Below are 25,889 nucleotides of genomic sequence, written 5' to 3' on the forward strand. Positions count from 1 at the left end.
TAACAACTTAAGAACAAACTGTTTCTTCAAGACGGATCCCCGCCAAACTTTTAAGCCACTCTCTGTCTTCCTGAGACAATTGATATCGATCTGGCAACGTTACTTCCAACTGGCCAAGATTCTGTTTGATAAAGAGCTTTATCCCTATTTTTCCACCCGTTCTCTGGGACAAAAAATTCTTCAACTCTTCCATGCCTCTCAAGGTTTCGAAATGGAGAGAGATCCCATATTCAAGAGAAGATACCAACTGTTCCAAAGGAGTAAGATCATTAATCGTCAAGCGCAACATGCCTTGATCGTCCCGCTTCAACAACGCTTGCACAAAAAGAGGGTCCCCCTTTTCCACACATGCTCGCGCATGGTCTAATTTATCTGAAAATACCAAGGCTTCATAATTCCCGTAAGCATCCGAGAAACCTATGAAGGCAAAGCGATTCCCCTTCTTGGAGGTTTTTAGTTTGAAAGACACGGGCAAGCCCACCAAGCTAGCTATGGCTCCCGGATGAGTTTCCAGATCCAAGCTTTTGATAACCTTAAGGTGCTCTAGGACATCAGCGCTATACGCTTGCAGAGGGTGGGCAGATAAATAAAAGCCAACAGCTTCCGCTTCCTTATTCAATCGGTCCAAAATGGGCCACTCTGCTACTTGGGGCAGTGTAAACCGGTCCACCTCCGACTCATGGGCAAACAAAACCGTTTGCAAGCTTTCCGTCTTGGACGACGCCGTATTGGCATGCCGCACCATGGCCTCCACCGATTCATACAAAGCGCGACGGTTCCCACTGAGAGAATCAAAGGCCCCGGCCGCAATCAAGTGCTCTAACTGTCTCTTATTTAAAACCCTGGTGTTAAAGCGACTTAAAAAATCATCTATGTTTTTAAATAATCCATTTTTGGCACGCTCTTCTGTCACCACTTCCATGGCTTGAGTCCCCACATTCTTTAAGGCGCCGAGGGCATATCGGATGGATTTTTCTTGAGTCTCTGCATCAATCTCTACCGCAAAGGTAGCGGATGATCGATTAATATCTGGAGGCAACAACCGGATCCCCCTCTCCTTCAGTTCTTGATGATACACCGCCAGCTTATCTGTGTTATGCATATCATACGTCATGGTCGCCGCCATAAATTCGTGGGGAAAATTGGCTTTCATATAGGCAGTTTGATACGAAACAAGCGCATAAGGTGCCGAGTGAGACTTGTTAAACCCATAGCCAGCAAACTTGGCCATCTGATCAAAAATCTGGGACGCCACCCCCCGATCCACCCCTTTCTTAATGGCCCCCTCGGTAAATATTTCCCGCTGGGCATCCATTTCCGATTTAATCTTTTTACCCATAGCCCGGCGCAATAAATCTGCCCCTCCCAAGGTATATCCTCCCAATACTTGGGCAATTTGCATCACTTGTTCTTGATACACCATCACCCCATGTGTGACTTTTAGAATAGGTTCGAGGGCTGGGTGCAAATAAGACACCTCTTTCTCACCATGCTTGCAGGCAAGATACCGAGGGATATCGTCCATGGGGCCAGGACGATACAAAGCATTCAGATCTATCAACTCTTCAAACTGCTCTGGCTTTAAGCGCCGCAGCACATCGCGCATGCCCTGGCCTTCCAGCTGGAAGATGCCCACTGTTTCCGCCCGTCTGAGCAAGGCAAAGGTTTTTTCATCTGTGAGCGGCAGTTTAGAAATTTCCACCTCATGCCCTTGATCCCGTGCCATTTGGGCCGCATTTTCTAAAATGGTTAAGGTCTTTAATCCCAAGAAGTCAAACTTGACCAAGCCAGCCAATTCCACAAACTTCATGCTAAACTGAGTCGCCAAAATATCTGATTTTGGATCACGATACAAAGGCACTTCCTCATCCAACGGACGATCTCCGATAATCATGCCCGCCGCATGGGTAGAGGCATGCCGATAAAGCCCTTCCAGTTTTAAGGCGATATCCATGAGCTTGGCCACCGATTCATCGCTGCGCCGCATCTCTCGTAAGAGAGGCTCTTGATTGATGGCTTCTTGCAACGTACAGGGGCTTGCGGGCGTAAAGGGCACTAATTTACAGATACGATCTACCTGAGGATAGGGCATTTGCAAAACACGGCCCACATCTCTGAGCACGGCCCGGGCTTGCAGAGTTCCAAAGGTGATGATATGCGCCACCTTTTCGGCCCCATATCTTTGTTGGACATAATGGATCACTTCGTCACGACGATCTTGACAAAAATCGATATCAAAGTCGGGCATGGAGACACGTTCTGGGTTCAAAAATCGCTCAAAAATCAGATCAAATTCGATAGGATCAATGTCTGTGATCATCAAAGACCATGCCACCAATGACCCTGCCCCCGACCCACGTCCGGGGCCCACCGGGATTTTTTGAGATTTTGCCCACTTAATAAAATCAGACACAATTAAAAAGTAGCCTGCAAACCCCATCTGAACAATAACGCCAATCTCATAATCCAAACGTTCTTGGTAAGTCTGGATTAGCTTTTTCCTTTCAACCTCTGAGATATTTTTATGGAGAAGACGATCTTCTAACCCCTGCTCTGCCTGACTCTGTAACTCTTCTGCTTCATCTTTCCCAGAGTCGCTTGAAAATGGAGGCAACAAGGGCTTGGACGCGGGCTCTGGCATAAAAGAGCACCGCTCCACAATGGCCAGCGTATTCTGCAGCGCTTCGGGTAAATCCTGAAATAAATCAGCCATGTCCCTAGACGACTTAAAAAAATGATGGGGAGATTCTCGACGTCGATTTTCTTCATTCACATAAGACCCCCCGGCCACACACAGCAACGCATCATGAGCTTCGTACATAGCTGCATCGGCAAAGAAGCAATTATTGGTAGCCACTAAGGGGATATGGTGGGCATAAGCTTCTTCCAAAAAAAAGGTCTCCGTTTTGTCTTCAATTTCCAGACCATGGCGCTGAATTTCCATGTAAAATCGATCCCCAAAAATATCTTTGAAAGATTGAATGAGTTTCTGTGCCTCTTCTATTTTATTCCTTAAGAACAAAGACCCTATGGGCCCTGTGGCCGCTCCTGACAAGACAATGAGTCCACTTGAATACCGAGAGAGGTCCGCCAACGTGACATGGGGCAGATGCCGCGACGGCAACTCCGCATAAACCTGGCTTATCAGTTTAATCAGATGTTGGTATCCTTCTTTATTCTTGGCAAGCAATACAAGAGGGGGGAAATCCATCCGATCTTTAAAGGCTGGTAACGTGAGCCCTATTTCCAACCCCAAGATAGGCTGAATCTTGTTTTTGGCACACGCCATCGCAAACTCGAGGGCCCCAAACATGTTGTTGGTGTCTGTCATCGCCACTGCCGGCATCTTATGTTTAAGGCAAAGCTCCACCACTTGAGGGATTTTTAACGCCCCTTCCAATAAAGAATAGCCTGTATGAAGTCTCAAATGAACAAAGGAGGAAGGGGACAGAGATGTCATGCTCTTTCCTTTACCAATCCGTTCTCTAAAACAAGAACGCGGTCCATTTTGCCCATTAACATCAAATTATGCGTCACCATCAGAGTTGTCACATTTTGTTCTTTAGCCAAGGTCACAAAGAGGGAAAAGACCTGTTCTCCTGTTTCATGATCCAAATTTCCCGTGGGTTCATCCGCGAGTAAAATGGTGGGTTTTTTTACCAAGGCCCGCGCGACGGAGGCTCTTTGTTGCTCTCCTCCTGAAAGTTTTGTAATAGGATAATTCACCCGATGAGACAACAAAACCTTGTCTAGCATGTCAAGCGCTCGCGCTTTGGCCACAGATTCTGCAACTCCTTGCACCAACAAAGGCATCATTACATTCTCTAAAACCGTAAACTCTGAAAGCAAATAATGTTTTTGATACACAAACCCAACATGCAAACACCGAAACTTTGTTTTTTCTTTTTCGGAGGCTTGCCCTAACTTTTTCCCGTCTATGGAAATCTCACCCGAGGTCAGAGAGTCCAGCAATCCAATGAGGTGAAGCAAGGTTGACTTGCCCACACCTGACTCACCCACCAACCCTACCATTTCACCCGGATAGAGAGTGAGAGTGATCCCCCTTATGATATGAACAAAAGAAGATCCTTCTGAGAACTTTTTATGAACATTTTCTAAGCGGACAGAAGCATTATTCATATCGCAAAGCCTCAACGGGATTAAGTTTTGAGGCTTTCCACGCAGGATATAACGTCGCCACAACTGAAAAGCTAAGACTCATAAGGGCAATCCCCACAATTTGTCCTATCTCCATATGCACAGGAAGTTCTGTCAAAAAATAGAATTCTTGGTTAAACAAGGTGGTATTCGTCATCCATTGGAGGGCTTGCCGAATGGACTCTAAATTTAAAGCGACGATGATACCTAACAAAACCCCCAACCCGGTGCCCATCACGCCTAAAGAGGTTCCCACCCCTGCAAAAATGCGCATGATGCTTGACGAACTCGCTCCCAAAGTTTTTAAAATAGCAATATCTTGGGTTTTATCTTTCACCAGAATAATCAAACTCGACACGATGTTAAAAACAGCGATCAAAATAATCAAGCTCAGGATGATAAACATGACGTTCCGCTCGATTTGTATCACTTCAAAAAAGCTGGCATTTGCTTGTACCCACGTTAAATATTTTGAAGGACGTCGAATAATATCCTGTACTGTCTCAATAACAAGATCTGTTCTATAGGGATCGTCTAAAAAAAATTCAAAATGACTAATCCCTTTTCCTTTTTGAAAGAAGCTTTGCGCTGTTTGAAAAGGAAGGAATGCCACCGTACTATCATATTCGAAAACCCCTGATTCATAAATGGCAGCCACTTTAAAAGATTGGATGCGCGGCATGCGCCCGAGAGGTGTCACGTGCCCCTCTGGGATGGTGATCGTTACCACATCTCCTACCTTAAGCTTTGCTTTTTCCGCGAGGCGCATGCCTACGGCAATAACATTTTCATTGCCTTGGAAAGAGGTAAACTCCCCCATAAGATTCTTTTTTGTCAGAATAGATCGAGAGCTCAGCTGATCATAGGGCATGGCTCTGATCATCACACCCCAAGATTGTCCTTGGAAAGAAAACATCCCCTGCCCTTCAATGACGGGGATCACTTGTTTCACTTCTTGAAGTTCCCTCATCTTCGGCAGGAGAGTTTCATAATCTTGAAAGGACGTTTCTTGATCTGTGACCGTTAAATGGCTATTGAATTCCAGAATTTTTGACAGCAATTCATGACGAAACCCATTCATCACCGACATCACCACAATGAGAGTGGCAACCCCTAAGGTGATACCCAAAAGAGAAAAAACATTAATAACTTTCAGAAAGCTTTCTGCCCGTCGTGGCCAAAGGTAACGACGGATTATAATCCATTCAAATCTCATCATAGAACAGATCTTAGCGCGTCTTTAAGAAATGACAAAACAGTATCTACAGACACCTCGTGAACGTGACCCGTTCGACGGTTTTTGAGCTCCACCGTTTTGTTGAGCAAACTCCGAGGCCCAATAATCATCTGCCACGGCAACCCGATGAGATCCATATTGGAAAACTTTGATCCAGCCCCCTCGTCTCGATCATCGTAGAGCACAGAAATGCCCACTCGCATCAGTTGAGTATACAAATCTTCACACAATAGGGAAACAGCCGGATCTTTCACTTTGACGTTAATGAGGCCGACCAGAAAAGGAGAAACGGATTCAGGCCAAACAATGCCTCGCTCATCATGACTTGCTTCGATCATGGCCCCCACCACACGAGAGACACCGATCCCGTAGCATCCTCCTTCCGGATAAACGGGCATACCTTCTGGCCCCATAACGGTGATATTCATGGCCTTTGTGTATTTGTCTCCATAATAGAAGATATGCCCTACCTCGATCCCACGCGCCTCTTTTAAATCTTCCTTGGAAATAGGGCAATTGGAGGGATCATGCAGCTCATCCGTGCTGGCATAGAGCTGCAGCAGATCTTCCACATCTATGGATTCTATGTTTTCTTTCAGCAGATCGTATTTTTTATCATAAAAAACGCCGCTTTCCCCGGTTTGGGCAATCACATGGAATTCATGACTCAGATCCCCTCCAATGGGACCTGTATCCGCCCGCATGGGCAAAACCACTAAACCCAATCGTTTAAAAATACGCAAATAAGATCTTAAAATGCTTTTATAGGTCTCGCGCGCTGCCTTTGCATCCAAGTCAAAGGAATAGCCATCCTTCATCAGGAATTCACGACCCCGCATAATCCCAAACCGAGGGCGCACTTCATCGCGAAACTTCCAATGGATTTGATACAAACACTTGGGCAGATCTTTATAACTCTGCAAATGACGGCGGAACAAGTCATGCACCACTTCTTCTGAGGACGGAGCAAAAACCATCTCCCGCTCATGACGATCTTGAAGACGCAGCATTTCTTTGCCGTAGGCATCATCCCGGCCGCTCTCTCTCCACAAATCCCGGTTTTGCAGAAGGGGCATGAGCACCTCTTGGCAGCCAATTTTATCTTGTTCTTCTCGGATCACCTGCTCCACTTTTTGCAGCACCTTTAACCCAAAGGGCAACCACGAATAAATGCCCACCGTATCTTGGCAGATCATCCCTGCGCGCAGCATCAAGCGATGGGACGTCACCTGCGCCTCACTGGGGTTTTCTTTAAGGGTCGGTAAAAAATACTGGGATAATTTCATAATTTGGTTACTCAACAAGAGTTTTGATAAATTTCTCTAATCCGACCTGTCGGCGGCGGCGTAATTTTTCAGAGGAGACGATTTTTAGAATTTGATCCACCGTTGTTTCAAACTGATCATTGATCAGCACATAGTCATACTCAGGCCAGTGGCTGATTTCATCAATGGCTTTGGTCATCCGATCCATAATAATATACTCGTGATCTTGGGCTCGCTTGTAAAGCCGGGTTTCCAGCTCTTTTAAAGAGGGCGGCAACAAGAAAATAGAGACTACGTCCGGCCGAATGCTTTGGCAGAGCTGCTGCGTGCCTTGCCAGTCAATATCAAAGATAATATCCCGCCCGGCATGCAGGGCTTCCTCCACGGGCTGCCTCAAGGTTCCATACTGGTTTCCAAATACTTTGGCCCATTCTAAGAACGCCTCTTTTTCCAATAGATCATCAAACTCTTTTTGGGTTTTGAAATGGTAGTGCTTTCCCTCTTCCTCTCCTGGCCGAGACGGGCGCGTTGTGACGGAAATGGACAGGGAAAAATTAGGGTTCCTTTCCATCAATGCGTGGGAAACAGACGACTTGCCCGCACCCGACGGCGACGACAAGATCAACGCAATCCCTTTGTGTTTAATCTCTGTTTTTTCTATAATATCAAACATGGGATCATTCAGCTGACTCTAAAGAAATAAGGGACAAATGCACCCCAAAATCTTTTTCCTTTTTATGCGCCGATCGACGGCAACTAAAAAAAAGATCTTCTTGTTCGTAGGTACAATAAGGCAACCGTTCACTATGCCCTATTTTCAAGGTTGCTAGTTGATGCTCCACATACCCGGGAAGATCAAACAAAAATTTTTCCGGAGATTCTTGAGGCACAAAGAATTGAGCATTGTCGTCGGACTGATCCATAAAGGCATTATAAACTTCTGCCCCCACCTCATAAGACTCTTGATTGATGCAAGGCCCAACCGCCGCTGAAATAGAATGCGCTTTTGCACCACACTTTTCCATGGCCTTGACCGTATTTTGCACGATGCCCGCGAGCGCCCCTCGCCATCCCGCATGGGCCGCTCCAATCACCCCGTGGGTCGCATCCAAAAACAACACCGGCACACAATCCGCCGTTTGAATTCCTAACACAAGATGCGTCGATGTCGTCACGACCCCATCTGCCTCCGGTAGCGTTGCCGGAACTCGCTCTAAAATCACCACCTTATTGCTGTGCACCTGGCTTAAGGTACATAGATTCTTATACTCTAGGCCCACTGCCTCTACGGCGCGTTTCCGATTTTCAACAACGTTTTCTTTACCATCACGTCCTTTTTGATCTCTATTTTCCCGAAAACTACAGTTTAAAGACTCATAAGGTCCAGTACTAACCCCCCCCTGACGGGTCAGGAATCCGTGCTTAACGGATTTAAGACAATGGGCTTTTAAAATAGGAACGGATAAATGGGTCATATAGAAAAACTAAGAGAGTCTACCTCAAAAGTAAAGAAAATTTAAAGAGATTTTTTCCTCTCGCCTAAGAACGTCGCCCCTCTACAATACTGTGCAAATCCATTTGGTTCCAATCCGTTTGGCCAAACTGCAACTCCTTTAACCGAGGGGGATAGTCTCGGGGAGGAAGTTGGGCGGCGGGTGGAGGCAATGGAGCACCATCATCCGATAAAAAGTCTAGCCCCTTTTCATCCATAGTATCTGACGAAGGCGCTACAATTTTCTCTGGAGCTTCCATCCCTTTCTTTTGCTGAAATCCTGGTCGTCTAGAAGGGGTGCCCCTAGGTTGAGTCAGCATCTTTTGTGCTGGAGGTTGAGAAACCATTGGGGCAGCTTGCGGCGGCATGGCTACTTGTAGTGGTGGACGATCGTCCTCTCCCCCCTCATCCATCCAGTCCTCTCCCATATCTTCTTCATCGCCCATGTCCATATCAAGATTTTCCGCGGGCGGCAACGGAGCTGCCTTCCCTGCAGAGAAAGAAGGCAGGGGCATTTGTCCAGCAAAAACATCCCCTAGAGTGAACAAAAGGGTAAAACAAAGGCTAAAAAATAAAATGAACCGATGAAAAAACTGCATAACCAACCTCCTCTAGTATACTGCCCTAGAGTCCTCCCCATCGCAAGAGGATTAGTCCACAAATGCCGCCTTAATCAATTCTTTCGTATACGTTGTCTGGGGTTTAGAGAAAATTTCTTTGGCTGTGCCTTGCTCTATGATTTTTCCTCTCTTCATCACAATAACTCGGTGACTAATGGATTTAATGACCCGAAGATCGTGACTAATAAACAAATATGAAGTTTGGTATTTTTTCTGAAGGTCTTTCAAGATGGATAAAATGTGGGTTTGAATGGACAAATCCAAAGAAGAAGTGGGTTCATCCAACACAATAAGCTTTGGTTTTAAAATCAGAGCTCTCGCAATGGCCACCCGTTGGCGCTGCCCCCCCGAAAGCTCGTGAGGATAACGCTTTAAAAAATCTTCTGATAATTGAACATCAGCAAGTGCTTGCACAATTTTTTCTGTGACTTCTTGGAGAGTTAAATCCCGACGATACGACCGTAACCCCTCTTGTACAATTTGTTCTACTGTCATTTTAGGATTCAAAGAGCTGTAGGGATCTTGAAACACGAGCTGTAGATCTTTTCGAAGCGGTCGGATCTCCCTTTGCCCCAAGGCCTGGAGAGAGTGTTCTTGAAAAGTTATGTCTCCTAAAAATTTATACAACCTCACCACAGCAAACGCCAACGTGGATTTCCCCGAGCCACTTTCTCCCACCAGCCCCAATGTTTCGCCGACTCCCACCTCAAAACTTACTTTTTTAACGGCCTGAAAATCGGGACCTTTTTTAAAGAAGGACACCCGCGGGCGCGGGAAAGACACACTGACATCTCGTGCCTTTAAAAGTAGGGGACGCTTCTTGTCTTGATCCGACATAATTCCCTTAGGAACAGCATTCAATAATTTCTGAGTGTATGGATCTTTGGGAGATTTGAATATTTTTTGGGCTGTCCCTGACTCCACAATTTTTCCGCGATGCATAACAAGCACACGATCAGCCACTTTTTTTACCACCGTTAAATCGTGGCTGATCATCAACAAAGACATGCCAAACTTTTGTTGCAAATCTTTTAGGATGGAAAGAATTTGGGCTTGAATAGTCACATCTAACGCCGTGGTGGGTTCGTCAGCAATTAATAGGTCTGGCTTGTTCGCAATGGCAATGGCAATCATGACCCGTTGCCTCTCCCCCCCGGACAGTTGGAAGGGGTAAGCATTTATTTGCTTCTCTGGATCCTGCAGCTGCACAATGTGTAAAAGGTTTAAAGTTTCTTTAAAAGCCTGAACCTTCGTCATCTGTTGATGCAAAGTCAGAACCTCCTTAATTTGATCCCCCACCGTATGCAAGGGATTAAGCGACGTTAAGGGATCTTGAAACACAAACCCAATTTTTCTATTTCTTAAAGATCTGAGTTCCTCCCCAGACGCCCGTCCAACATCAATGCCCTTGAAAATAATCTCTCCCGAGGGATGGTAGGCTTCAGGATAGGGGAGCAATCGAATAATAGAGAGAGCTGTTAGCGATTTTCCCGAGCCACTTTCCCCCACAATGGCGACTGATTCTCCTGCCCCAACATCAAAGGAAACTCGATCCACAACAACACCTTGCGCTTGAGGGGCACTTCGAAAGGCAACGCTCAGATCTTTCACAGACAGTAAAGGGGATCTTTTTCTAGTCACAGGATTGTCTCACCCTGGGATTGATAGAGACGAAAAGCATCTCGAATCCCCTCCCCCACAAAAATTAAGGAAGTTAACAATATGGTAAGTGCCACAAATCCCGTAATCCCAATCCAGGGAGCATAGAGATTATTCTTCCCCTGATTCAAAATTTCTCCCAAAGACGGGGGGCCAAAAGTAGGGACAAACCCTAGAAAATCAATGGTGGCCAGCAACGTGATGGACGCAATCAGAAGGAAGGGCACAAGGGTCAGCGGGGCCGATAATACATTGGGAAGAATGTGTCGGAAAATAATGGGAAAAGGTTTAACCCCCATAATGCGGGCAGCCTTTACATAATCTAAATGACGCGCTTTCAAAAACTCAGCCCGCACAATAGGGACAACCAGCATCCATTTGAACGCCGAAATGACAAAGACTAAAACGGCAAAATTCAATCGAAATAAAGCTGACACCGTAATGAGCAGGAAGATAAGGGGCAATCCCGACCACACTTCTGTAAATCGCTGCAATGTGAGATCCACATACCCCCCAAAATACCCCTGAATCGCCCCCATAAAAAACCCGATGGTCACACTAATAAGCGTCACTGTTAACCCAAAAATAATGGAAAATCGGTAACCATAAATAAGGCGTGCTAATAAATCCCGTCCTTGATCATCTGTCCCCAACCAGTTTTCTTGGGACGGGGGAGAGGGTACCGGCGCTGTCAAATCATAATTGACCGTGTTGTAACTATAGGGAATCAAAGGCCATATCATCCATCCGTCTTCTTTGATTAACTTTTTCACAAAAGGATCACGATAATTCGCTGCCGTGACAAACGTCCCCCCGAATTCTTGCTCGGAGTAATTAACAACCAAGGGAAAGTAAGCTTTATGCTTATACCAAACAAAGAGAGGTTTATCATTGGCGATGAGTTCTGCCCCTAAACTGATTAAAAAGGTACCCAGGAAAAAATAAAGCGCATAGACACTTCTCTTTTTTGAAATGAATTTTTGATATTTTTCTGAGAAGATGGAGGGGGTCATTTAATCCTCTTTTTCAAAATTAATGCGCGGGTCAATGATACTGTAAAGAAGATCTCCAACCACATGTAGACAGAGGCTCAACAGCGTAAAAATGTAAAGAGTCCCAAACATCACCGGATAGTCTCGATTCACAGCGGCTTCAAACCCCAAAAACCCCAAACCATCTAAAGAAAAAATAATTTCGATTAATAAATTACTGGTGAAAAAGATGGTAATGAAGGCACTGGGAAACCGTGCCACCAAAGGCAGCATGGCATTACGAAAAATGTGGTTGTAAAGAATTGCTTTCCGATCCAACCCCTTTGACCGCGCTGTAATCACATATTGTTTTTGAATCTCTTCAATAAATGAGTTTTTTGTCAGCAAGGTAACACTTGCAAGCCCACAAATAACGATGGACACGATGGGCAAGCACAAGTGCCACAAATAATCTGTAATTTTGTGAAAAAAGGTCAGAGACTCCCAGTCATCAGAAGAAAGCCCTCGCAAAGGAAACCAATCTAGATAAGATCCCCCAGCCAACAGAATGATCAAGAGCAAGGCAAATAAAAAACTGGGAATAGCGTATAAGAACACCATCACAATACTTGAGATTGTATCAAATCGACTCCCGTCTCGAACGGCTTTGAACACACCCAAAGGAATGGAGATGAGATAAATTAAAAGCGTTGACCAAAATCCCAAAGACAAAGAAACGGGCAGTTTTTCTTTGATAAGCTCCCACACAGAAATCTGGCGAAAATAACTGCTCCCAAAATCAAAGGTTAAATAGCTTTTCACCATCAAAAAGAATCGCTCTAGGGGCGGCTTATCAAAGCCATACTGTTTTTCTAATTCTTGAATAAACTCTTGGGGTAATCCTCTCGCCCCTCGATAGGAGGAGGAAGAGTCTGCCCCCGAATCGATCAAGTTGTCTGACAGCCTTCCTTCTACCATGCCACTTGCTTTGGCGATCATCTGATCAATGGGGCCCCCCGGTGTAATTTGCACAAGAAAGAAATTAATCAGCAGAATAAAAAACAAGGTGGGGAATACCAAAAACAATCGGCGAAAAACGTAAGGCATCATCTCAGAGACCTTTTTTCTCTAGGGCCTTCACCCACCACGTATCTGTATCGTATAAACTTGCATCTTTTGGTAACACGTTTAGTTTTCTCCAATAGGCCAAATAGCTCTTTTGAGGGCACCACCCCGGAATTAGATAATACCCTAACCCGATAATACGATCTAGTAAAGCCGTATAAGTCTTGAGAGTTGCCAGATTTTTGGCTGTTTTAATCTGTGTGACAAGATCATCCACAAGGGGATCTTGGACCCCAGACAAATTCAGTGTGGAAGGACTCGCTGCCCATTTGCTCGACCAAAAGAGCTCTTGTTCTGGTCCAGGGATGACCACATGCGGGTGGAAATGTAATACCAGGTCAAAATCCAAAGTGCGCAGACGACACGTATGCCCAGACCAATCACTGATGGTAATGGAGGCCTCTATACCCACTTTCTGTAAATTGTGCAGAAAATCCTGGAATAGAGCCACCTGCCCCGATGTATACACAACCAAATCCAAAACCATGGGTTGGCCCGTCTCTTGGGACACTAACTTCCCTTTTTTCAAAACCCATCCCGCTTCCTTAAAAAGGTCGAGGGCTTGACGAAACCGATCTCGTTCCATGAATGGACCCATTTTGTTCGATGAATAAGAACAGTCCTTTAATCCCTGGGGCAATGAAGAGGGAGAATATTGACGGCAAAGGTTTCTTTCTGCCACACTCATTTTCTGGGGGGCTCCATACCCTGAATTCATAAAAATACTGGTGTTTCTTTTATAAGAATGAAAGAACCGCGCTTTATTGAGCCATTCAAAATCAAACAAAAGGGTGAGCGCTTTCCGGATCCGCCCATCCGATAAATAGGGTCGGCGCGTATTGATAAAAATCCCTGTGAGTCCATGATAAAACGGTTTGTCAAAGGCAACCTTCATCACCTCACCCCGCTCAGCCGCGGCGAAATCATACCCTTGATGCCAATTGCTGATCCGTTCATCCCTCCACCAGTCGATCAGACCTTTTTTAAAAGCTTCAAACCCCACACGTGAATCAGCATAGTACGTCACCTTCAGCGTGTCGAAATTATAAAATCCCTTGTTACAAGGCGCTTTCTCCCCCCACCATGGTCGTACACGTTCGTAAAGAATAAACTTGCCCAAATCAGAGGACTGAATTTTATAGGGACCGCTCCCTACTAAGAGAGGTTCCTTCTGCCACTGTTTTCCCTCTAAAGACTTTTTAGAGAACACCGGAAAAGATCCCAAATGATAGGCCAAATCTCGGTTAGGCCCTTGAAAAACAAATTTAAGAGTGCAGGGATCTAAGATCTCAACCTTTGCCACCTGTTGAAACAAAGAGCGAAAAGACAGTTTACCTTCTTTTTTGAGCAGATTGAAAGAGAACGCCACATCTTCCGCGGTGATGGGATCTCCATTATGGAAAGTGGCTTCTTTTCTTAAAGAAAAAACAACAAACCCATGGGCTGGATCCGTCATGACTGATTGGGCGAGGTAAGGATAAGAGGCTTCCAGATTGTCCCGCGCCGGCTTCATGAGCGTGGCAAAAGTTAACTCCATCTCAGGCACAGTGACGCCCACATCCACATAGGGATTAAACCCGTTGAACCGACGTGATGTGGAGAGATTAAGATGGCCTCCTTTGGGTGCCTCAGGGTTTGCATAGGCAAAATGAGAAAAATTTTGTTTATACTTGGGTTGACCCATGCCACGTAACGAGACATAGTGAGAACTCGATTGGGCTTGCCCCCAGACAGATGACAAGAAGGAAGGCAGCAAAAAAAGAAGAATGAGTATTTTATAAAACATAGTTTAATCCCTATACAGATTTTTTCAGAGGTCCACAATCATGACAACACCCCTTATCGTTATTCCGAGCCGGTTAGATGCTCAACGGTTCAATCGGAAACCCCTTGCCCTGATCCACGGGAAGCCCATGATTTTACGGGTGTGGGAACAAGCCATCAAGGCTGACATAGGCCCCGTTGTGGTGGCTTGCTGTTCCAATGAGATAAAAGATTTGATCGAGGCCGCTGGTGGGATTGCCGTGATTACCCCACCCGAGCTTCCCTCCGGTACAGACCGCGTTCATGCAGGTGCAGATGTTTATGACCCCCAGAAAAAACATGGCGTGGTCATTAATCTTCAAGGAGACCTACCTGCCATTCATCCGGATGATGTTAAAAAAGTATTGAAGGCCTTGGTGGGTCAGAAAATGGATATTTCTACCCTGGCATCCCCCATTCACACCGAAGAAGAACGCACCAGCCCCAACGTGGTGAAAGCCATCATTGGCAATCTGAAGGATGACATGGGTCAAGCCTTCTACTTTACACGACAACCGGTTTCCTCGGGCCACAATAAAATGTACCACCATGTGGGTATTTATGCCTTTAACCGAGACGTCTTGGCAGACTTTGTGAGTAGACCTCCCTCCCCCCTGGAAAAGCAAGAATCTCTTGAACAATTGCGAGCGCTTGAAGCTGGTTATACCTTTGGCATCCATTTAACGGACTCTACAGTTTTTGGGGTGGATCATCCGAGTGACATTCAAAAGACGGAAGATCTTCTGAGAAGACTGAACTGGAGCTAAACGCCGTAATAGGTTTTGTACCAATCCACGAAGTGGCGAACGCCTTCTTCGATACGCACTTTGGGTTCAAAGCCGAGTTCTTTTTGGGCCCGTGAAATGTCAGACAGAGACGCCGAGATATCCCCCGGTTGCATGCCTGTGTACTTAATGGTGGCTTTCTTCCCCACATATTTTTCGATGAAGGCGATATACGCATTCAAATCTTCCATGTTGCCATTCCCTAGATTGTAAATCCGGTGGGGGGGATTTTTTCCGTCATCCTTGATGGGATTGGATAGGGCTGCCACAATGCCTTCCACGATGTCAGAGACGTACGTAAAGTCTCGCTGCATGTGCCCTCCATTAAAGACAGTAATGGGTTTGCCTTCCAGGATGTTTTTCGTGAAGATAAACAAAGCCATGTCTGGGCGCCCCCACGGGCCATACACGCTGAAAAATCTGAGCCCAATAACAGGGAGTCTAAAAAGGTGGGCGTAGGCTTGGCTCAGCAACTCATCACATTTTTTTGTGGCCGCATACACAGCCATGGGCGAATCGGTGGGGTCTTCTTCGGAAAAAGGCAGCTTAGTATTCGACCCATACACAGACGAAGTACTGGCATATACAAAGTTTTCAATTCCTTTCTGGTGGCGTGCGAGCTCAAGCAACACCACATTACCCATCACATTGGTATCCACATAACTGTAAGGATCGGTTAAGGAGTGTCGCACCCCCGCTTGGGCTGCCAAATGCACCACATGGGTGATTTTGGGGTTCGCTTGGCGCCAGACATCGAGCATCTTTTCTCGGTTTTGAATTTCGGCTTTCACAAAATGAAACGAGGGACCAAAGGTTTTCTGAAGCTCCACCACGCGGGCTTCTTTCAAGGAGACGTCATAATAGTCAGAGAGAGAATCCACCCCCAGGACAGTCTTGCCCAAACTTAAGAGACGATGAGCGGTATGAAATCCCACAAACCCTGCAGCGCCAGTGACGAGAATGGTCCCCGTTCCTTGTCTCTGAAATTTTTCAATCAGTGGATTCATGAGTCTTTAATGATTGGAACATACCCGCCGACAACGCGCGGCATAGTGCACCCAGAGATCATAGCAGTTTTGCTTTGTATTGTCACAAAGAATGGGCAAATTTTCTTGCAATAATCGCAAGCACTCTTCTTGGCTTTGATGGCACCGGCTGCAATCTTCTCCGCAATAGGCCACAATGGGATTTTCGTGGTAAACAGCAAAGGGCTTTTCGCGAGGTACTTTTTGCTCTTCCCCATCACAACCACTGAGTGTTATCAATAAAAGCAAGCTGAGTAAAATATGTATCATTGTTTTTCTTTGTTTTTTCTGATCTTTTATAAAAATTTTATCTTAAAATACAATTTTCTTCTATAGATAAGTTTAAGTATTTACTTTCTTAGCTCTTGAAAAGAAGAAAAAGAACATATATATCAATGTAGTACTTAATTTTATAGGAATATTTAAGACAATGAAATTTATATACCCCCTTTTGTTAGCCTTCGCAACTCTGGCCCCTTTATCTTATGCGGCATCTGCAGAGATCTCCCAATCTTGTGATGAGCAATCTAGAGAAGCACAGTTGAAGATGATTTCAACCCTAGGCAAAAAAGCTCTCCATGAAGATTCTGAAGTTCTTTCAGATCTCGCGACTCGTAATATTCTTCCATCTGATCTCCTTGAAAAAATCAGAGGAGTTATTGGGGAAGAAACCTCTTTAGACGCCTTAAAAGCTATGGAAATCATATACGAACGTCAATTTTCAAATAGTCACATAATGGCTGCAAGCATATGTGCTGCTCTAGAGGGCACATCATACCACCCTTCTTTGTCCTCAGAGGAAAGACCTTTTTTCCAATTTGGCCTCAGTCTTTCTTATTTGGCCTCTGGAGACCCACTTAACTCCTCTCTACCCCTCTTGAGAACAGGGCTAAAGTCTATTTTAGATTATTATACAGGATCTGGGTTCAAAACCTTCTCCATCTCCTCAGACGCTGATGTTGAAGCAGTAAAAAGTACTGAAGAGGATGGCCTTCCTGTAGTGGAAAGGGCAAAGAGGATAGTAAACGCGGCGAAGCTCAGCTATCAGTTCCTAATAGGGACCCCTCTCACGGAATCTCTTCGTTTCTGGGATGATGTGGCTAAAGCCAGCGGATGGTGTGCTCTCCATGAATTTGGGACAGAGCGTTATCGTCAAAAAGAAGTGGCCCTTTTCCGCGACCCCATGGAACAGCGATTTCAAAAAATGATTGCTCAAGCCCAGGAATTAAAAACAACCATTGATTACACACAAATCGACTCTCAAAAAGGGACAAACTATGCCGCAATACCTTCTCTGGAAGAAAAATATGAGATGTTCTTTCTTGAAGAATTGTCTAACTATGTGAATGCTTGCTTGCGCGGTTCATATTATCTAAACCGTGACCGTTCAATGGATGAGGGAATCGAGACGGCAAGGGCTACGAAGGCAATGGCCTATAAAAAAATGGCCGATCTTGCGGTCGCTCTGTATCCAGGAAAATCTGGATCTGAAATGATTCAAATTATTCAGGGCATGCAGCAACAAGATTGGGCTTTTAGAGAAATGAAAACTCTCTTTCATAGCAATACCACCCCCAACTTGGAAAATGGATTGTGGGGAGAGCTTATCTTAGGATATGAGAAACTATCTCTCTTAAGAGCTTCTGTCCAGGCTTGACAAACCAACAGGATATTGATACTAATGGGCTCCCTTTTGAATATAAATGTTTAGAGTTTTTGAAAATGAAAATAGTTAGTTCCCTTAAAACCCTTAGAAAGCGTGACAAAAACTGCCGCGTTGTGCGTCGCAAGGGTCGTATTTACGTTATTAATAAAGCCAACCCTCGCTTTAAGGCCCGCCAAGGATAACTAAGCGAACAGCGTATGGCTAGCAAAAACCCGACTAAACTTTAGCCGGGTTTTTTATTGGCTGGAGGGAAAGAGACTTATGCCTCCATCAACCTTTTTAATCGGGACACAATACCTTCTGATGCCTGAGATGGTATACCCGCGGCTGTCATGATTTCTTGGTTCTCTTTCAAACGCGTCGCCCATAGCTTGGGTTGCCCCAGCATCTTTTGCGTCAAATATTTTTCAAGTTGATCTTCTGTTTCTACTCGGATCACCAATTTTTGATCCGTTAAAAAATTATGATATTCCTTGCCAGCTACATAAACACAGGACACTCCCACAGAAAAGGCTTGCTGACAAACAGAGGACTTGTGACAGACCAAGACATCTGCGATGGTCGCCAAACTGTTTGTCTTGATGTCATTACTCACTTTAATATTCCTCGCGTTCGCGTCCTTAACTGCAGCCCGCTCTACACTTCCATCTGTCTTCGGATGATAGGTAACGAAAACTTTCCAATGAGGATGACGAGCCACTGTCCTGACAAAGATATCAAGATTTTTCTTATAGGTATCATCTGTACCTCCCGCAAAAACGATCACTTTTTGATTCATTTCCAAGCCAAGATCTTTTCTTAGTTTTGTCCGGTCAGTGGATTCAAAGACATCCCTCCACTCTTCCAAAGCGGGCTGACCCACGGCCTCCACCGGAGTGCCTTTGAAAAGATCCTGGAAAGGGGCCACCAGAAAAACTGCGCAGACCATATAAAGGTGAATTGGCCCCACCGTTTTCACAAAAGGCTGGATAAATTCTTTGCCTTCTGGTGGATCGAAATTATCGTAGATGGCCACTTGTTGTGATTTGGGGAAGGCATTTAAAACCTGTGCTTGCCCAGCAGAGGCCATACCCGCCAATACAATCTTGGGCTCAAATTCTTTTTGTACTGATCGTATGTCTGTTTCTGATAACAATTGTCCCCGATTTTCCAAACTTCCGCTCTTCAGAATATGGAGCATCTTTTCATCCTTAAAAATATCCACCCCCCGTCCAAAAGCAGTAATAGCATAGGTCATATTATTTTTTGTAATCTCAGGAAGGAGTCGCTTCATAATGTTCGAATCCCCTGTATCATAGGCACAGAGCAAAACATCCACAGGTTTCCCTGCGAAGGTTGATAAACATAAACAAATGAGTAGGTAAAAGATTGAAAAAATACGCATGTCCACACCTCTTCAAAACAATTAAACGAAGGCTATTCGACGGTGACAGACTTTGCGAGATTTCTTGGTTGATCCACATCATTTCCTTCCAAGACCGCTGTCTTATAGGCCAACAACTGAATCGGAATGGTGTAGAGAATGGGGAGGAAAACTGAGGCCATTTCTGGCATCTCAAAACCGTCGTACACCTTCTTGGCAAAAGTTTTAACACAAGCAGCATCCCCAAACAATAAAACTTTCCCCTTCCGAGCAATGACTTCTTCTAAATTTGACTGATTTTTTTCTTTCAATTCATCAGGTGGTAACAAGAAAACGATGGGGGTATTTTCATCAATCAACGCAATGGGGCCATGCTTCAATTCACCGCTGGGTGCCCCCTCCGCATGCAAATAAGAAAGCTCTTTCATTTTCAAAGCGCCCTCCATGGCAATGGGATAGAACGCTCCACGCCCAAGATACAGGATGCTTCTTTTTCCTTTTAAGAAATGGGCCGCCCGATCAATATCAGCTTGCCGATCTAAGAGCGCCTCCACATACGAGGGGATATGACGCATATTTTTTATAAGATCCTGATAACCCTTTTTTTCCAAATGTCCCTTTTCTTTGGATAATACCAAAAAAAGACAAGACAAAACCATAAGCTGTGCCACAAATGCTTTTGTAGACGCCACCCCAATCTCAGGGCCTGCCAAAAGATTCAAAACATAATCAGATTCACGGGCGATCGAACTTTCCGGCACATTCACGAGACTGAGGATCTTTTGACCCTTCGACCTGGCATATCGCAGAGCCGCTAATGTATCTGCTGTCTCGCCAGACTGAGAGAGCGCAATGGTGAGTCCCCCTGTAGGTAAAGGTGGTTGACGATACCGAAATTCAGAGGCAATTTCCACCCGCACCGGTAAAGACGCATGGCGCTCAATCCAGTTCTGTGCCACAAGACCCGCATAGTAAGATGTACCACACGCCACAATGGTGATGGCCGGCAGCGATGCCCACTCTATCTCGAAGGGAAGTCTGATTTCCTGACGCTCCGCCTCCACGTACGTGTCGAGAATCTTTTTCACCACAGCGGGCTGCTCGTAAATCTCTTTCAACATATGGTGTGGGTACGCCCCTTTGTACCCGTGATCTTCCCGCACCGCGGAGAGAGTTTGAGGGCGTATCACAGCCTGATTACGGTGGTCGTAAATGTCATATCCCTCTTTGCGCACAACCGCCCAATCCCCTTCGTCTAAATAGACTAAGGTTTGGGTCAAAGCGGAGAGCGCCAAGGCATCAGACCCCACATACATCTCTCCTTTTCCAACACCTAAAGCCAGGGGGCTGCCCCGACGTCCACAAATAATTAAATCATTGTGATTTCGGAAAATCATGACAAGGGCGAAAGCCCCTTCTAATTTCTCAAAAGAAAGGGAAGCTGCTTCTTGGGGAGTGCGGCCTACTTTCAGAAAACTCGTCACCAGATGCGCCACCACTTCTGAATCTGTTTCTGAGTGAAAAACAGCCCCCTGTTGAAGAAGAACTTCTTTCAACGGTTGATGGTTTTCGATGATCCCATTATGAACAATGGCCACGTCTTTTGTGACATGGGGATGGGCATTTCTCTCTGACGGTACCCCATGGGTCGCCCACCTGGTATGCCCAATGCCCGTCAATCCCTCAATGGGATCTCTCTGCAGCAAAGCCTCAAGAATAGCAATCTTTCCTTCCGCTCGACGCACTTGGATCTGTCCTTGATCCAGCACCGCAATACCGGATGAGTCATATCCTCTGTACTCGAGGGTTCTGAGCCCAGAGAGCAGCCGAGATACCACATTTTTTTTCCCCACGATACCAATGATGCCGCACATAAAAGGACCTTATTTCTTTGAATGTTTTGAACGAAATTTTGTGGAAGCACCCCGGATGTTTTTTTGAGGAGCTCGGGAAAGGGCGATGTCTCCCGCAGGCACATCATCCGTAATCACACTGCCGGCGCCAATCATGGCATCTTTGCCTAACGTGATGGGAGCCACTAATGCTGTGTTTGACCCCACAAAGACACCGTCTTTAATTACCGTCTTATGTTTGCTGTACCCATCATAATTACAGGTGATGGTCCCTGCGCCGATGTTCACGCGATTACCCAACTCGGCGTCTCCAATATACGTCAAATGAGACACTTTTGCTTCTGTTCCCAGAATGGATTTCTTAATTTCCACAAAGTTCCCCACCTTACATTTTTTTCCCACAACTGTTCCCGGGCGCAGGCGGGCAAAAGGCCCCACCACTGCTCCTTGACGAACATGGGCGCCTTCCAAATGAGAGAATGCTTTGATCTCGACCCCTGCTTCTAAAGTCACCCCTGGCCCCATAAAAACATTAGGTTCAATGAGAACATCTGGGGTAATTTCTGTATCGTAACTGAAGTATACAGAGTCCGGATCCAAAAGGGTCACACCCTTCTCTAAAAATTCTTTTCTTTTTCGGGTTTGAAACGTTTTTTCGGCGCGCGCTAACTCTCCTTGAGTATTAATGCCTTGCAGTTCCGATAACGCACCTTCCTCCACCACCACAGAATAGCCCTCTTGACGGGCGATCTTTACGATATCTGGCAGATAAAATTCTTTTTGCTGATTTTTATTCCCAATCTTTTTCAACAAGGGCAGCACCACCTTGTGACGAATCAAGAAAATACCAGAACTGCAGAGAGTGACTTTACGTTGCTCAGGGGTACAGTCTACGGCCTCAACCACTTCCTCCACCTGACCCGATGCATTCACAAGGACCCGACCATAAGCGTTTTCTTCCTGAACCTGCATGCCCAGCATAACAACATCGTGGTCTTGTCCTTTTTTTATGATGCGCTGCAGGGTCTGTTCCGTGATCAGGGGCACATCCCCATACAAAATAAGGATATCCGTTTTATAAGAGGAGATTTCCTTTTCAGCCGCGAGCACCGCGTGAGCCGTCCCTAAGGGGTGGTCTTGAATGGCATGATCCAAGGCAGGGAAAGAGTCCCTCACCCTCTCCATACCTGGCGCTGTCACCAGACAGGTGTTCCGACAGTGAAGCTTTTTCAACGTTTCCACCAGGTGCGCTATCATGGATTGCCCCCCAATGCGATGCAACACTTTGGGGAGAGCGGCGTGCATACGTGTGCCACTGCCGGCTGCTAAAATAATGGTTGAAAAAAGATTGGTTTTCATGATTTTAGCATAAGCGAAAAATCGGCATCTTACCACTAGATGTTATTGAAAAATTATGACAATTTCTTACAGAGAATCGGAATGAGTTTTCTGACGAATCCTTTAGGCCGTGATTTCACGCTCGCTAAAGAAGAATGCAATTTCATTCTTCGCGTTTTCCAATGAATCTGACCCATGGACAGAATTGGCCTCGATAGATTCAGAAAACATCTCACGGATAGTCCCTTTAGCTGCTTGTGCAGGATTGGTGGCGCCCATAATTTCACGATTTTTCGCCACAGCATTTTTTCCTTCTAACACTTGAACAACAACAGGACCTGAGGTCATAAAATCGCAAAGCTCTCCATAGAAAGGGCGGTCCTTGTGCACTGCGTAAAACTTTTTTGCGTCCGCTTCTGTCAGTTGCAACCGCTTCTGGGCCACAATTCGCAACCCTGCCTTTTCAAAGCAAGCATTAATTTGTCCAGTTAGATTACGACGCGTTGCGTCTGGCTTAATAATGGATAATGTACGTTCCATTCAATATTTCTCCTTAAAGTAATAGAGGGAAAATAAGGAAATTCACCGGATTTGTCAAAAGCTTTCAGCTGAAGAGGACAATTTTCCTGAAGAAAACTCAGTCCTTCAAAAATCGCGCTCTCTCAGCTCATAAATTTTATTAAAAACTATACTTCTACTTCTCTTGGTTGTTTCCGATTCCGACTCCCCAGTCCTATGTTCTTGGCGAGACTACTTCGTTTCTTGGCATAGTTGGGCGCCACAGACGGATAATCAATTGCAAGACCCCATCGGGCCCGATACTCAGGAAGGCTCATGCCATAGACAGCTTTTAAATGTCGCTTGAGCATTTTTAGTTTCTTTCCATCCTCTAAACAAATAATGTAATCAGGGGTTACTGACTTCTTAACGGGAACGGCTGGTACCAAACTGGAATTTTGAACAAGCTGAGGAGATTTAACCTTGGTCAAAGTGCCATAAACTTGTTGAATTAAAGCAGGTAAATCAGCCGAAGAAACGGCGTTATTAGAAACATGGGCCGCAACAATATTCGTCGTCAAAGATAAAATATGATCAATGTTGTTTTTTTCATTCATTTTATACCTCTATTTTATAATTTTATTCTTATTATAATATTTTTATATTTTCAGATACCGCTATACTATTTTTAAAATTAAAAAGCAATCTTTTTGGTGGCCCTAAAAACAAGTACATTTTAATCTTTCATTCTTTTTCTATATTTTTATTTAATTGTTTTCATCATGACATGTGCGGATTTGTTTTGTTTATTGGAATAGTAATCCTTTCTATTGCCCGTGATGGTAAATCCAACTTTCGTATAAAAATGAAAGGCGGCCTCGTTCTCAACCGAAACCTCTAGAAAAAGATGACTTATTTTTCTTTTTCTCAAATAAGCCTCTGTTTTCTCTAGCAAATTATGTGCGATCTTTTGCCTCCGGACAGAGGGATGCACAACAATTAAAAGAATTTCAGCTTCATCTGCCGCCATTTGAATGAAAGAAAATCCTCTCAGTTGATCGCCCTGAAAGGCCCCCCATGCTTGACAGCTGTCTAACATCATAAATTTATGAAGGTCGTGCGCGGACCAAAGAGAGGCCGGAAATCCCTCTCTTAAAAGCTGCTCCATCCCTGGCACATCCAGATTAGAGAGGAATCTGTTTTCCATGAATCTCCGGATCCCTCAAGTAATATGGCTCAGAGGAAAAATCGGAACGATCTCTCTCTCTATAAAAACGAAAAGACCGGAGACCTTCTTCTGCCTCTAAAGGGTAGATTTCTCTTCCCGAGATGAGACCAGGAATAAGAACAGCGTCAACATTACCCACCACATGAAGATTATTCTGAGAAGCATAAAAGACACTAATTTCTTCGTAAGACATGACCGTCTCAAAAGACGGGTCCAACTCTCCTGCTTCAAAAAATCCGACGAAACAATCATCCCGACGCGTATCAATCAAAACCAAGAGATTTTTTTCCATATTTTCTAAGCTGCGATAAATGGCAAACCCTGTGAGTCCAAAACTAGGAATTCCTCCAGCTAATGAGATGCCCTGGGCCACCGCAAGGCCTACTCTGAGCCCTGTAAAAGAACCTGGCCCCCGATTCACCACCACGCCATCCAATTGTTTCCAGGAGGTCTCAGACGCCGTTAAAACCTCTTGGATCAGCCCCATGAGATGCCCCGCTTGGCCGTACGGCATGGAAATTGATTTTTTGGAGAGAACAGAGGCATCTCTTCCCACCGCCACCGAGCAAAGATCTCCAGAGGTTTCGATGCCCAAAAGGCAATGCAATCTATGCCCCTTCTGGCTCAATGGACCCATCTTCAATGGCCTTGGCAATCACCCCTTGCCGATCCAGAATTTCCTGTTCGATGGATTTCATCACGGCAGGATTTTCTTTTAAATACTTGCGAGTTGCTTCTTTTCCTTGACCAAGCTGGGTGTTTTTCCATGAATACCAGGCACCGGACTTCTCAATAACGTCTGCTTTAACGCCTAAGTCGATGATCTCTCCTGTTTTGGAAATACCTTCCCCATACATAATATCAAATTCAATGACTTTAAAAGGGGGGGCTACTTTGTTTTTCACCACCTTCACACGGGTTTGGTTTCCCACAATTTCTTCTTTATCTTTAATGGCTCCAATCCGGCGGATATCCAAACGAACAGACGCATAAAATTTCAAGGCATTTCCCCCTGTGGTGGTTTCTGGGTTTCCAAACATAACCCCAATTTTTTGTCGAATTTGGTTAATGAAAATCACCATGCATTTCGATCGAGAAATAGAAGCCGTGAGTTTACGCAAGGCTTGGCTCATGAGCCGCGCTTGCAATCCCATATGGGCATCTCCCATGTCCCCTTCTAATTCTGCCTTTGGCACAAGGGCCGCCACGCTATCCACAACCAACACATCAATGGCCCCAGACCTTACCAAGGTATCCGCGATTTCCAAGGCTTGCTCGCCATTGTCTGGCTGGGAAATAATCAGTTGCTCTGTGCTCACTTTCAATTTTCTGGCATAAACAGGGTCCAAGGCATGCTCCGCATCGATGAAAGCACAGGTGCCGCCCGCTTTCTGCGCTTCTGCCACCACATGTAAAGCAAGAGTAGTTTTGCCTGAGCTTTCTGGCCCATAAATTTCAATGATCCGCCCTTTGGGCAATCCACCAATTCCCAAGGCAATATCTAACCCAATGGAACCTGTGGAAATCGATTCAATTTCAACCTTGTTATCTTCACCCAGCGTCATGATGGACCCCTTACCAAAGGCTCGCTCAATTTGTTTTAAAGCCGCATCTAAAGCTTTTGTTTTTTCGCTGATCGTTGTCATCTTATCCTCGTTACTACTAATGGGTTGATACATTTGAGATTAAGTTAATATACCACCTGACTTGCGTAAAGCAATAGAATTCACTTGCCACTTTCAACTCTATGCTTCTATAAATGAGGGTTATATTACTTGGTCTACTCATTACTGAAGGAACTAA

The 25,889-nt window shown here is 45.2% G+C and carries 24 protein-coding genes; 3 read left to right on the forward strand and 21 right to left on the reverse strand.

Annotated elements, in window-relative coordinates:
* Nucleotides 1–7 precede the first annotated feature (7 nt).
* From A2621_03620 to A2621_03670, 11 genes are all read right to left on the reverse strand, one after another.
* Nucleotides 8–3,460 (reverse strand): DNA polymerase III subunit alpha, encoded by a 3,453-nt coding sequence (locus A2621_03620; GenBank protein ID OFW89942.1) that lies wholly within the window; start codon nucleotides 3,458–3,460, stop codon nucleotides 8–10.
* Nucleotides 3,457–4,140, reverse strand: coding sequence for a hypothetical protein (locus A2621_03625; protein ID OFW89943.1), 684 nt, complete (start codon nucleotides 4,138–4,140; stop codon nucleotides 3,457–3,459). The genes A2621_03620 and A2621_03625 overlap by 4 nt, the downstream gene beginning before the upstream one ends.
* Nucleotides 4,133–5,377, reverse strand: a complete 1,245-nt coding sequence (locus A2621_03630; protein ID OFW89944.1) for a hypothetical protein — start codon at nucleotides 5,375–5,377, stop codon at nucleotides 4,133–4,135. Before A2621_03630 ends, A2621_03625 begins: the two co-directional genes overlap by 8 nt.
* On the reverse strand, nucleotides 5,374–6,681 hold the full coding sequence (locus A2621_03635) for a proline--tRNA ligase (GenBank protein OFW89945.1): 1,308 nt from the start codon (nucleotides 6,679–6,681) through the stop codon (nucleotides 5,374–5,376). Before A2621_03635 ends, A2621_03630 begins: the two co-directional genes overlap by 4 nt.
* A gap of 7 nt (nucleotides 6,682–6,688) precedes the next feature.
* Entirely contained in the window at nucleotides 6,689–7,333 is a 645-nt protein-coding gene (locus A2621_03640) for a guanylate kinase (GenBank protein OFW89946.1), read from the reverse strand.
* Between the two features lie 4 nt (nucleotides 7,334–7,337).
* Nucleotides 7,338–8,135 carry a hypothetical protein gene (locus A2621_03645; protein ID OFW89947.1) on the reverse strand — a complete coding sequence of 266 codons (798 nt, stop codon included), beginning with the start codon at nucleotides 8,133–8,135 and terminating at the stop codon, nucleotides 7,338–7,340.
* 64 nt (nucleotides 8,136–8,199) lie between these two features.
* Nucleotides 8,200–8,751 carry a hypothetical protein gene (locus A2621_03650; protein ID OFW89948.1) on the reverse strand — a complete coding sequence of 184 codons (552 nt, stop codon included), beginning with the start codon at nucleotides 8,749–8,751 and terminating at the stop codon, nucleotides 8,200–8,202.
* A gap of 51 nt (nucleotides 8,752–8,802) precedes the next feature.
* On the reverse strand, nucleotides 8,803–10,413 hold the full coding sequence (locus A2621_03655) for a microcin ABC transporter ATP-binding protein (protein ID OFW89949.1): 1,611 nt from the start codon (nucleotides 10,411–10,413) through the stop codon (nucleotides 8,803–8,805).
* Entirely contained in the window at nucleotides 10,410–11,444 is a 1,035-nt protein-coding gene (locus A2621_03660; GenBank protein OFW89950.1) for an ABC transporter permease, read from the reverse strand. Before A2621_03660 ends, A2621_03655 begins: the two co-directional genes overlap by 4 nt.
* Nucleotides 11,445–12,512, reverse strand: a complete 1,068-nt coding sequence (locus A2621_03665; protein ID OFW89951.1) for a microcin ABC transporter permease — start codon at nucleotides 12,510–12,512, stop codon at nucleotides 11,445–11,447.
* Between the two features lies 1 nt (nucleotide 12,513).
* Nucleotides 12,514–14,313 carry a hypothetical protein gene (locus A2621_03670; protein ID OFW89952.1) on the reverse strand — a complete coding sequence of 600 codons (1,800 nt, stop codon included), beginning with the start codon at nucleotides 14,311–14,313 and terminating at the stop codon, nucleotides 12,514–12,516.
* 40 nt (nucleotides 14,314–14,353) lie between these two features.
* Here A2621_03670 and A2621_03675 point away from each other — a divergent pair, with 40 nt between their 5' ends.
* Nucleotides 14,354–15,097, forward strand: a complete 744-nt coding sequence (locus A2621_03675; GenBank protein ID OFW89953.1) for a 3-deoxy-manno-octulosonate cytidylyltransferase — start codon at nucleotides 14,354–14,356, stop codon at nucleotides 15,095–15,097.
* Here the strand turns inward: A2621_03675 and A2621_03680 are convergent.
* Nucleotides 15,094–16,122 carry a hypothetical protein gene (locus A2621_03680; GenBank protein OFW89954.1) on the reverse strand — a complete coding sequence of 343 codons (1,029 nt, stop codon included), beginning with the start codon at nucleotides 16,120–16,122 and terminating at the stop codon, nucleotides 15,094–15,096. The genes A2621_03675 and A2621_03680 overlap by 4 nt on opposite strands.
* Nucleotides 16,123–16,128: 6 nt before the next feature.
* A complete protein-coding gene (locus A2621_03685; protein ID OFW89955.1) occupies nucleotides 16,129–16,410 on the reverse strand; it encodes a hypothetical protein in 282 nt (93 codons plus the stop codon).
* 160 nt (nucleotides 16,411–16,570) lie between these two features.
* Here A2621_03685 and A2621_03690 point away from each other — a divergent pair, with 160 nt between their 5' ends.
* Complete coding sequence (locus A2621_03690; GenBank protein OFW89956.1) at nucleotides 16,571–17,797, forward strand: hypothetical protein; 1,227 nt, start codon at nucleotides 16,571–16,573, stop codon at nucleotides 17,795–17,797.
* Between the two features lie 65 nt (nucleotides 17,798–17,862).
* A complete protein-coding gene (locus A2621_03695; GenBank protein OFW90139.1) occupies nucleotides 17,863–17,988 on the forward strand; it encodes a 50S ribosomal protein L36 in 126 nt (41 codons plus the stop codon).
* A gap of 77 nt (nucleotides 17,989–18,065) precedes the next feature.
* Here the strand turns inward: A2621_03695 and A2621_03700 are convergent, their stop codons facing one another.
* The 8 genes from A2621_03700 to A2621_03735 all read right to left on the reverse strand — a co-directional run bounded on the left by A2621_03700 (nucleotide 18,066) and on the right by A2621_03735 (nucleotide 25,765).
* Entirely contained in the window at nucleotides 18,066–19,190 is a 1,125-nt protein-coding gene (locus A2621_03700) for a hypothetical protein (protein ID OFW89957.1), read from the reverse strand.
* Between the two features lie 32 nt (nucleotides 19,191–19,222).
* On the reverse strand, nucleotides 19,223–21,043 hold the full coding sequence (locus A2621_03705) for a glutamine--fructose-6-phosphate aminotransferase (protein ID OFW89958.1): 1,821 nt from the start codon (nucleotides 21,041–21,043) through the stop codon (nucleotides 19,223–19,225).
* 9 nt (nucleotides 21,044–21,052) lie between these two features.
* Nucleotides 21,053–22,381 carry a UDP-N-acetylglucosamine diphosphorylase/glucosamine-1-phosphate N-acetyltransferase gene (locus A2621_03710; GenBank protein ID OFW89959.1) on the reverse strand — a complete coding sequence of 443 codons (1,329 nt, stop codon included), beginning with the start codon at nucleotides 22,379–22,381 and terminating at the stop codon, nucleotides 21,053–21,055.
* 102 nt (nucleotides 22,382–22,483) lie between these two features.
* Nucleotides 22,484–22,900, reverse strand: coding sequence for a nucleoside-diphosphate kinase (locus A2621_03715; GenBank protein ID OFW89960.1), 417 nt, complete (start codon nucleotides 22,898–22,900; stop codon nucleotides 22,484–22,486).
* Between the two features lie 146 nt (nucleotides 22,901–23,046).
* Nucleotides 23,047–23,475 carry a MucR family transcriptional regulator gene (locus tag A2621_03720; protein OFW89961.1) on the reverse strand — a complete coding sequence of 143 codons (429 nt, stop codon included), beginning with the start codon at nucleotides 23,473–23,475 and terminating at the stop codon, nucleotides 23,047–23,049.
* A 146-nt stretch (nucleotides 23,476–23,621) separates the two neighbouring features.
* Nucleotides 23,622–24,065, reverse strand: a complete 444-nt coding sequence (locus A2621_03725) for a hypothetical protein (protein ID OFW89962.1) — start codon at nucleotides 24,063–24,065, stop codon at nucleotides 23,622–23,624.
* Nucleotides 24,043–24,693 carry a tRNA (adenosine(37)-N6)-threonylcarbamoyltransferase complex dimerization subunit type 1 TsaB gene (locus A2621_03730; GenBank protein OFW89963.1) on the reverse strand — a complete coding sequence of 217 codons (651 nt, stop codon included), beginning with the start codon at nucleotides 24,691–24,693 and terminating at the stop codon, nucleotides 24,043–24,045. Before A2621_03730 ends, A2621_03725 begins: the two co-directional genes overlap by 23 nt.
* A gap of 1 nt (nucleotide 24,694) precedes the next feature.
* Nucleotides 24,695–25,765: a recombinase RecA gene (locus A2621_03735; GenBank protein ID OFW89964.1), complete on the reverse strand. Its 1,071-nt coding sequence runs from the start codon at nucleotides 25,763–25,765 to the stop codon at nucleotides 24,695–24,697.
* Between the last annotated feature and the right edge of the window lie 124 nt (nucleotides 25,766–25,889).

Source organism: Alphaproteobacteria bacterium RIFCSPHIGHO2_01_FULL_41_14 (genome assembly GCA_001767855.1).
In the GTDB taxonomy this organism is placed as follows: domain Bacteria; phylum Pseudomonadota; class Alphaproteobacteria; order UBA7879; family UBA5542; genus 2-01-FULL-41-14.

Bases quoted from the DNA above. Each gene is read 5' to 3' on its own strand.
- A2621_03620 (OFW89942.1), bottom strand. From the start codon at position 3,460: ATGACATCTCTGTCCCCTTCCTCCTTTGTTCATTTGAGACTTCATACA.
- A2621_03625 (OFW89943.1), bottom strand. From the start codon at position 4,140: ATGAATAATGCTTCTGTCCGCTTAGAAAATGTTCATAAAAAGTTCTCA.
- A2621_03630 (OFW89944.1), bottom strand. From the start codon at position 5,377: ATGATGAGATTTGAATGGATTATAATCCGTCGTTACCTTTGGCCACGA.
- A2621_03635 (OFW89945.1), bottom strand. From the start codon at position 6,681: ATGAAATTATCCCAGTATTTTTTACCGACCCTTAAAGAAAACCCCAGT.
- A2621_03640 (OFW89946.1), bottom strand. From the start codon at position 7,333: ATGTTTGATATTATAGAAAAAACAGAGATTAAACACAAAGGGATTGCG.
- A2621_03645 (OFW89947.1), bottom strand. From the start codon at position 8,135: ATGACCCATTTATCCGTTCCTATTTTAAAAGCCCATTGTCTTAAATCC.
- A2621_03650 (OFW89948.1), bottom strand. From the start codon at position 8,751: ATGCAGTTTTTTCATCGGTTCATTTTATTTTTTAGCCTTTGTTTTACC.
- A2621_03660 (OFW89950.1), bottom strand. From the start codon at position 11,444: ATGACCCCCTCCATCTTCTCAGAAAAATATCAAAAATTCATTTCAAAA.
- A2621_03665 (OFW89951.1), bottom strand. From the start codon at position 12,512: ATGATGCCTTACGTTTTTCGCCGATTGTTTTTGGTATTCCCCACCTTG.
- A2621_03670 (OFW89952.1), bottom strand. From the start codon at position 14,313: ATGTTTTATAAAATACTCATTCTTCTTTTTTTGCTGCCTTCCTTCTTG.
- A2621_03675 (OFW89953.1), top strand. From the start codon at position 14,354: ATGACAACACCCCTTATCGTTATTCCGAGCCGGTTAGATGCTCAACGG.
- A2621_03680 (OFW89954.1), bottom strand. From the start codon at position 16,122: ATGAATCCACTGATTGAAAAATTTCAGAGACAAGGAACGGGGACCATT.
- A2621_03685 (OFW89955.1), bottom strand. From the start codon at position 16,410: ATGATACATATTTTACTCAGCTTGCTTTTATTGATAACACTCAGTGGT.
- A2621_03690 (OFW89956.1), top strand. From the start codon at position 16,571: ATGAAATTTATATACCCCCTTTTGTTAGCCTTCGCAACTCTGGCCCCT.
- A2621_03695 (OFW90139.1), top strand. From the start codon at position 17,863: ATGAAAATAGTTAGTTCCCTTAAAACCCTTAGAAAGCGTGACAAAAAC.
- A2621_03700 (OFW89957.1), bottom strand. From the start codon at position 19,190: ATGCGTATTTTTTCAATCTTTTACCTACTCATTTGTTTATGTTTATCA.
- A2621_03705 (OFW89958.1), bottom strand. From the start codon at position 21,043: ATGTGCGGCATCATTGGTATCGTGGGGAAAAAAAATGTGGTATCTCGG.
- A2621_03710 (OFW89959.1), bottom strand. From the start codon at position 22,381: ATGAAAACCAATCTTTTTTCAACCATTATTTTAGCAGCCGGCAGTGGC.
- A2621_03715 (OFW89960.1), bottom strand. From the start codon at position 22,900: ATGGAACGTACATTATCCATTATTAAGCCAGACGCAACGCGTCGTAAT.
- A2621_03720 (OFW89961.1), bottom strand. From the start codon at position 23,475: ATGAATGAAAAAAACAACATTGATCATATTTTATCTTTGACGACGAAT.
- A2621_03725 (OFW89962.1), bottom strand. From the start codon at position 24,065: ATGGAAAACAGATTCCTCTCTAATCTGGATGTGCCAGGGATGGAGCAG.
- A2621_03735 (OFW89964.1), bottom strand. From the start codon at position 25,765: ATGTATCAACCCATTAGTAGTAACGAGGATAAGATGACAACGATCAGC.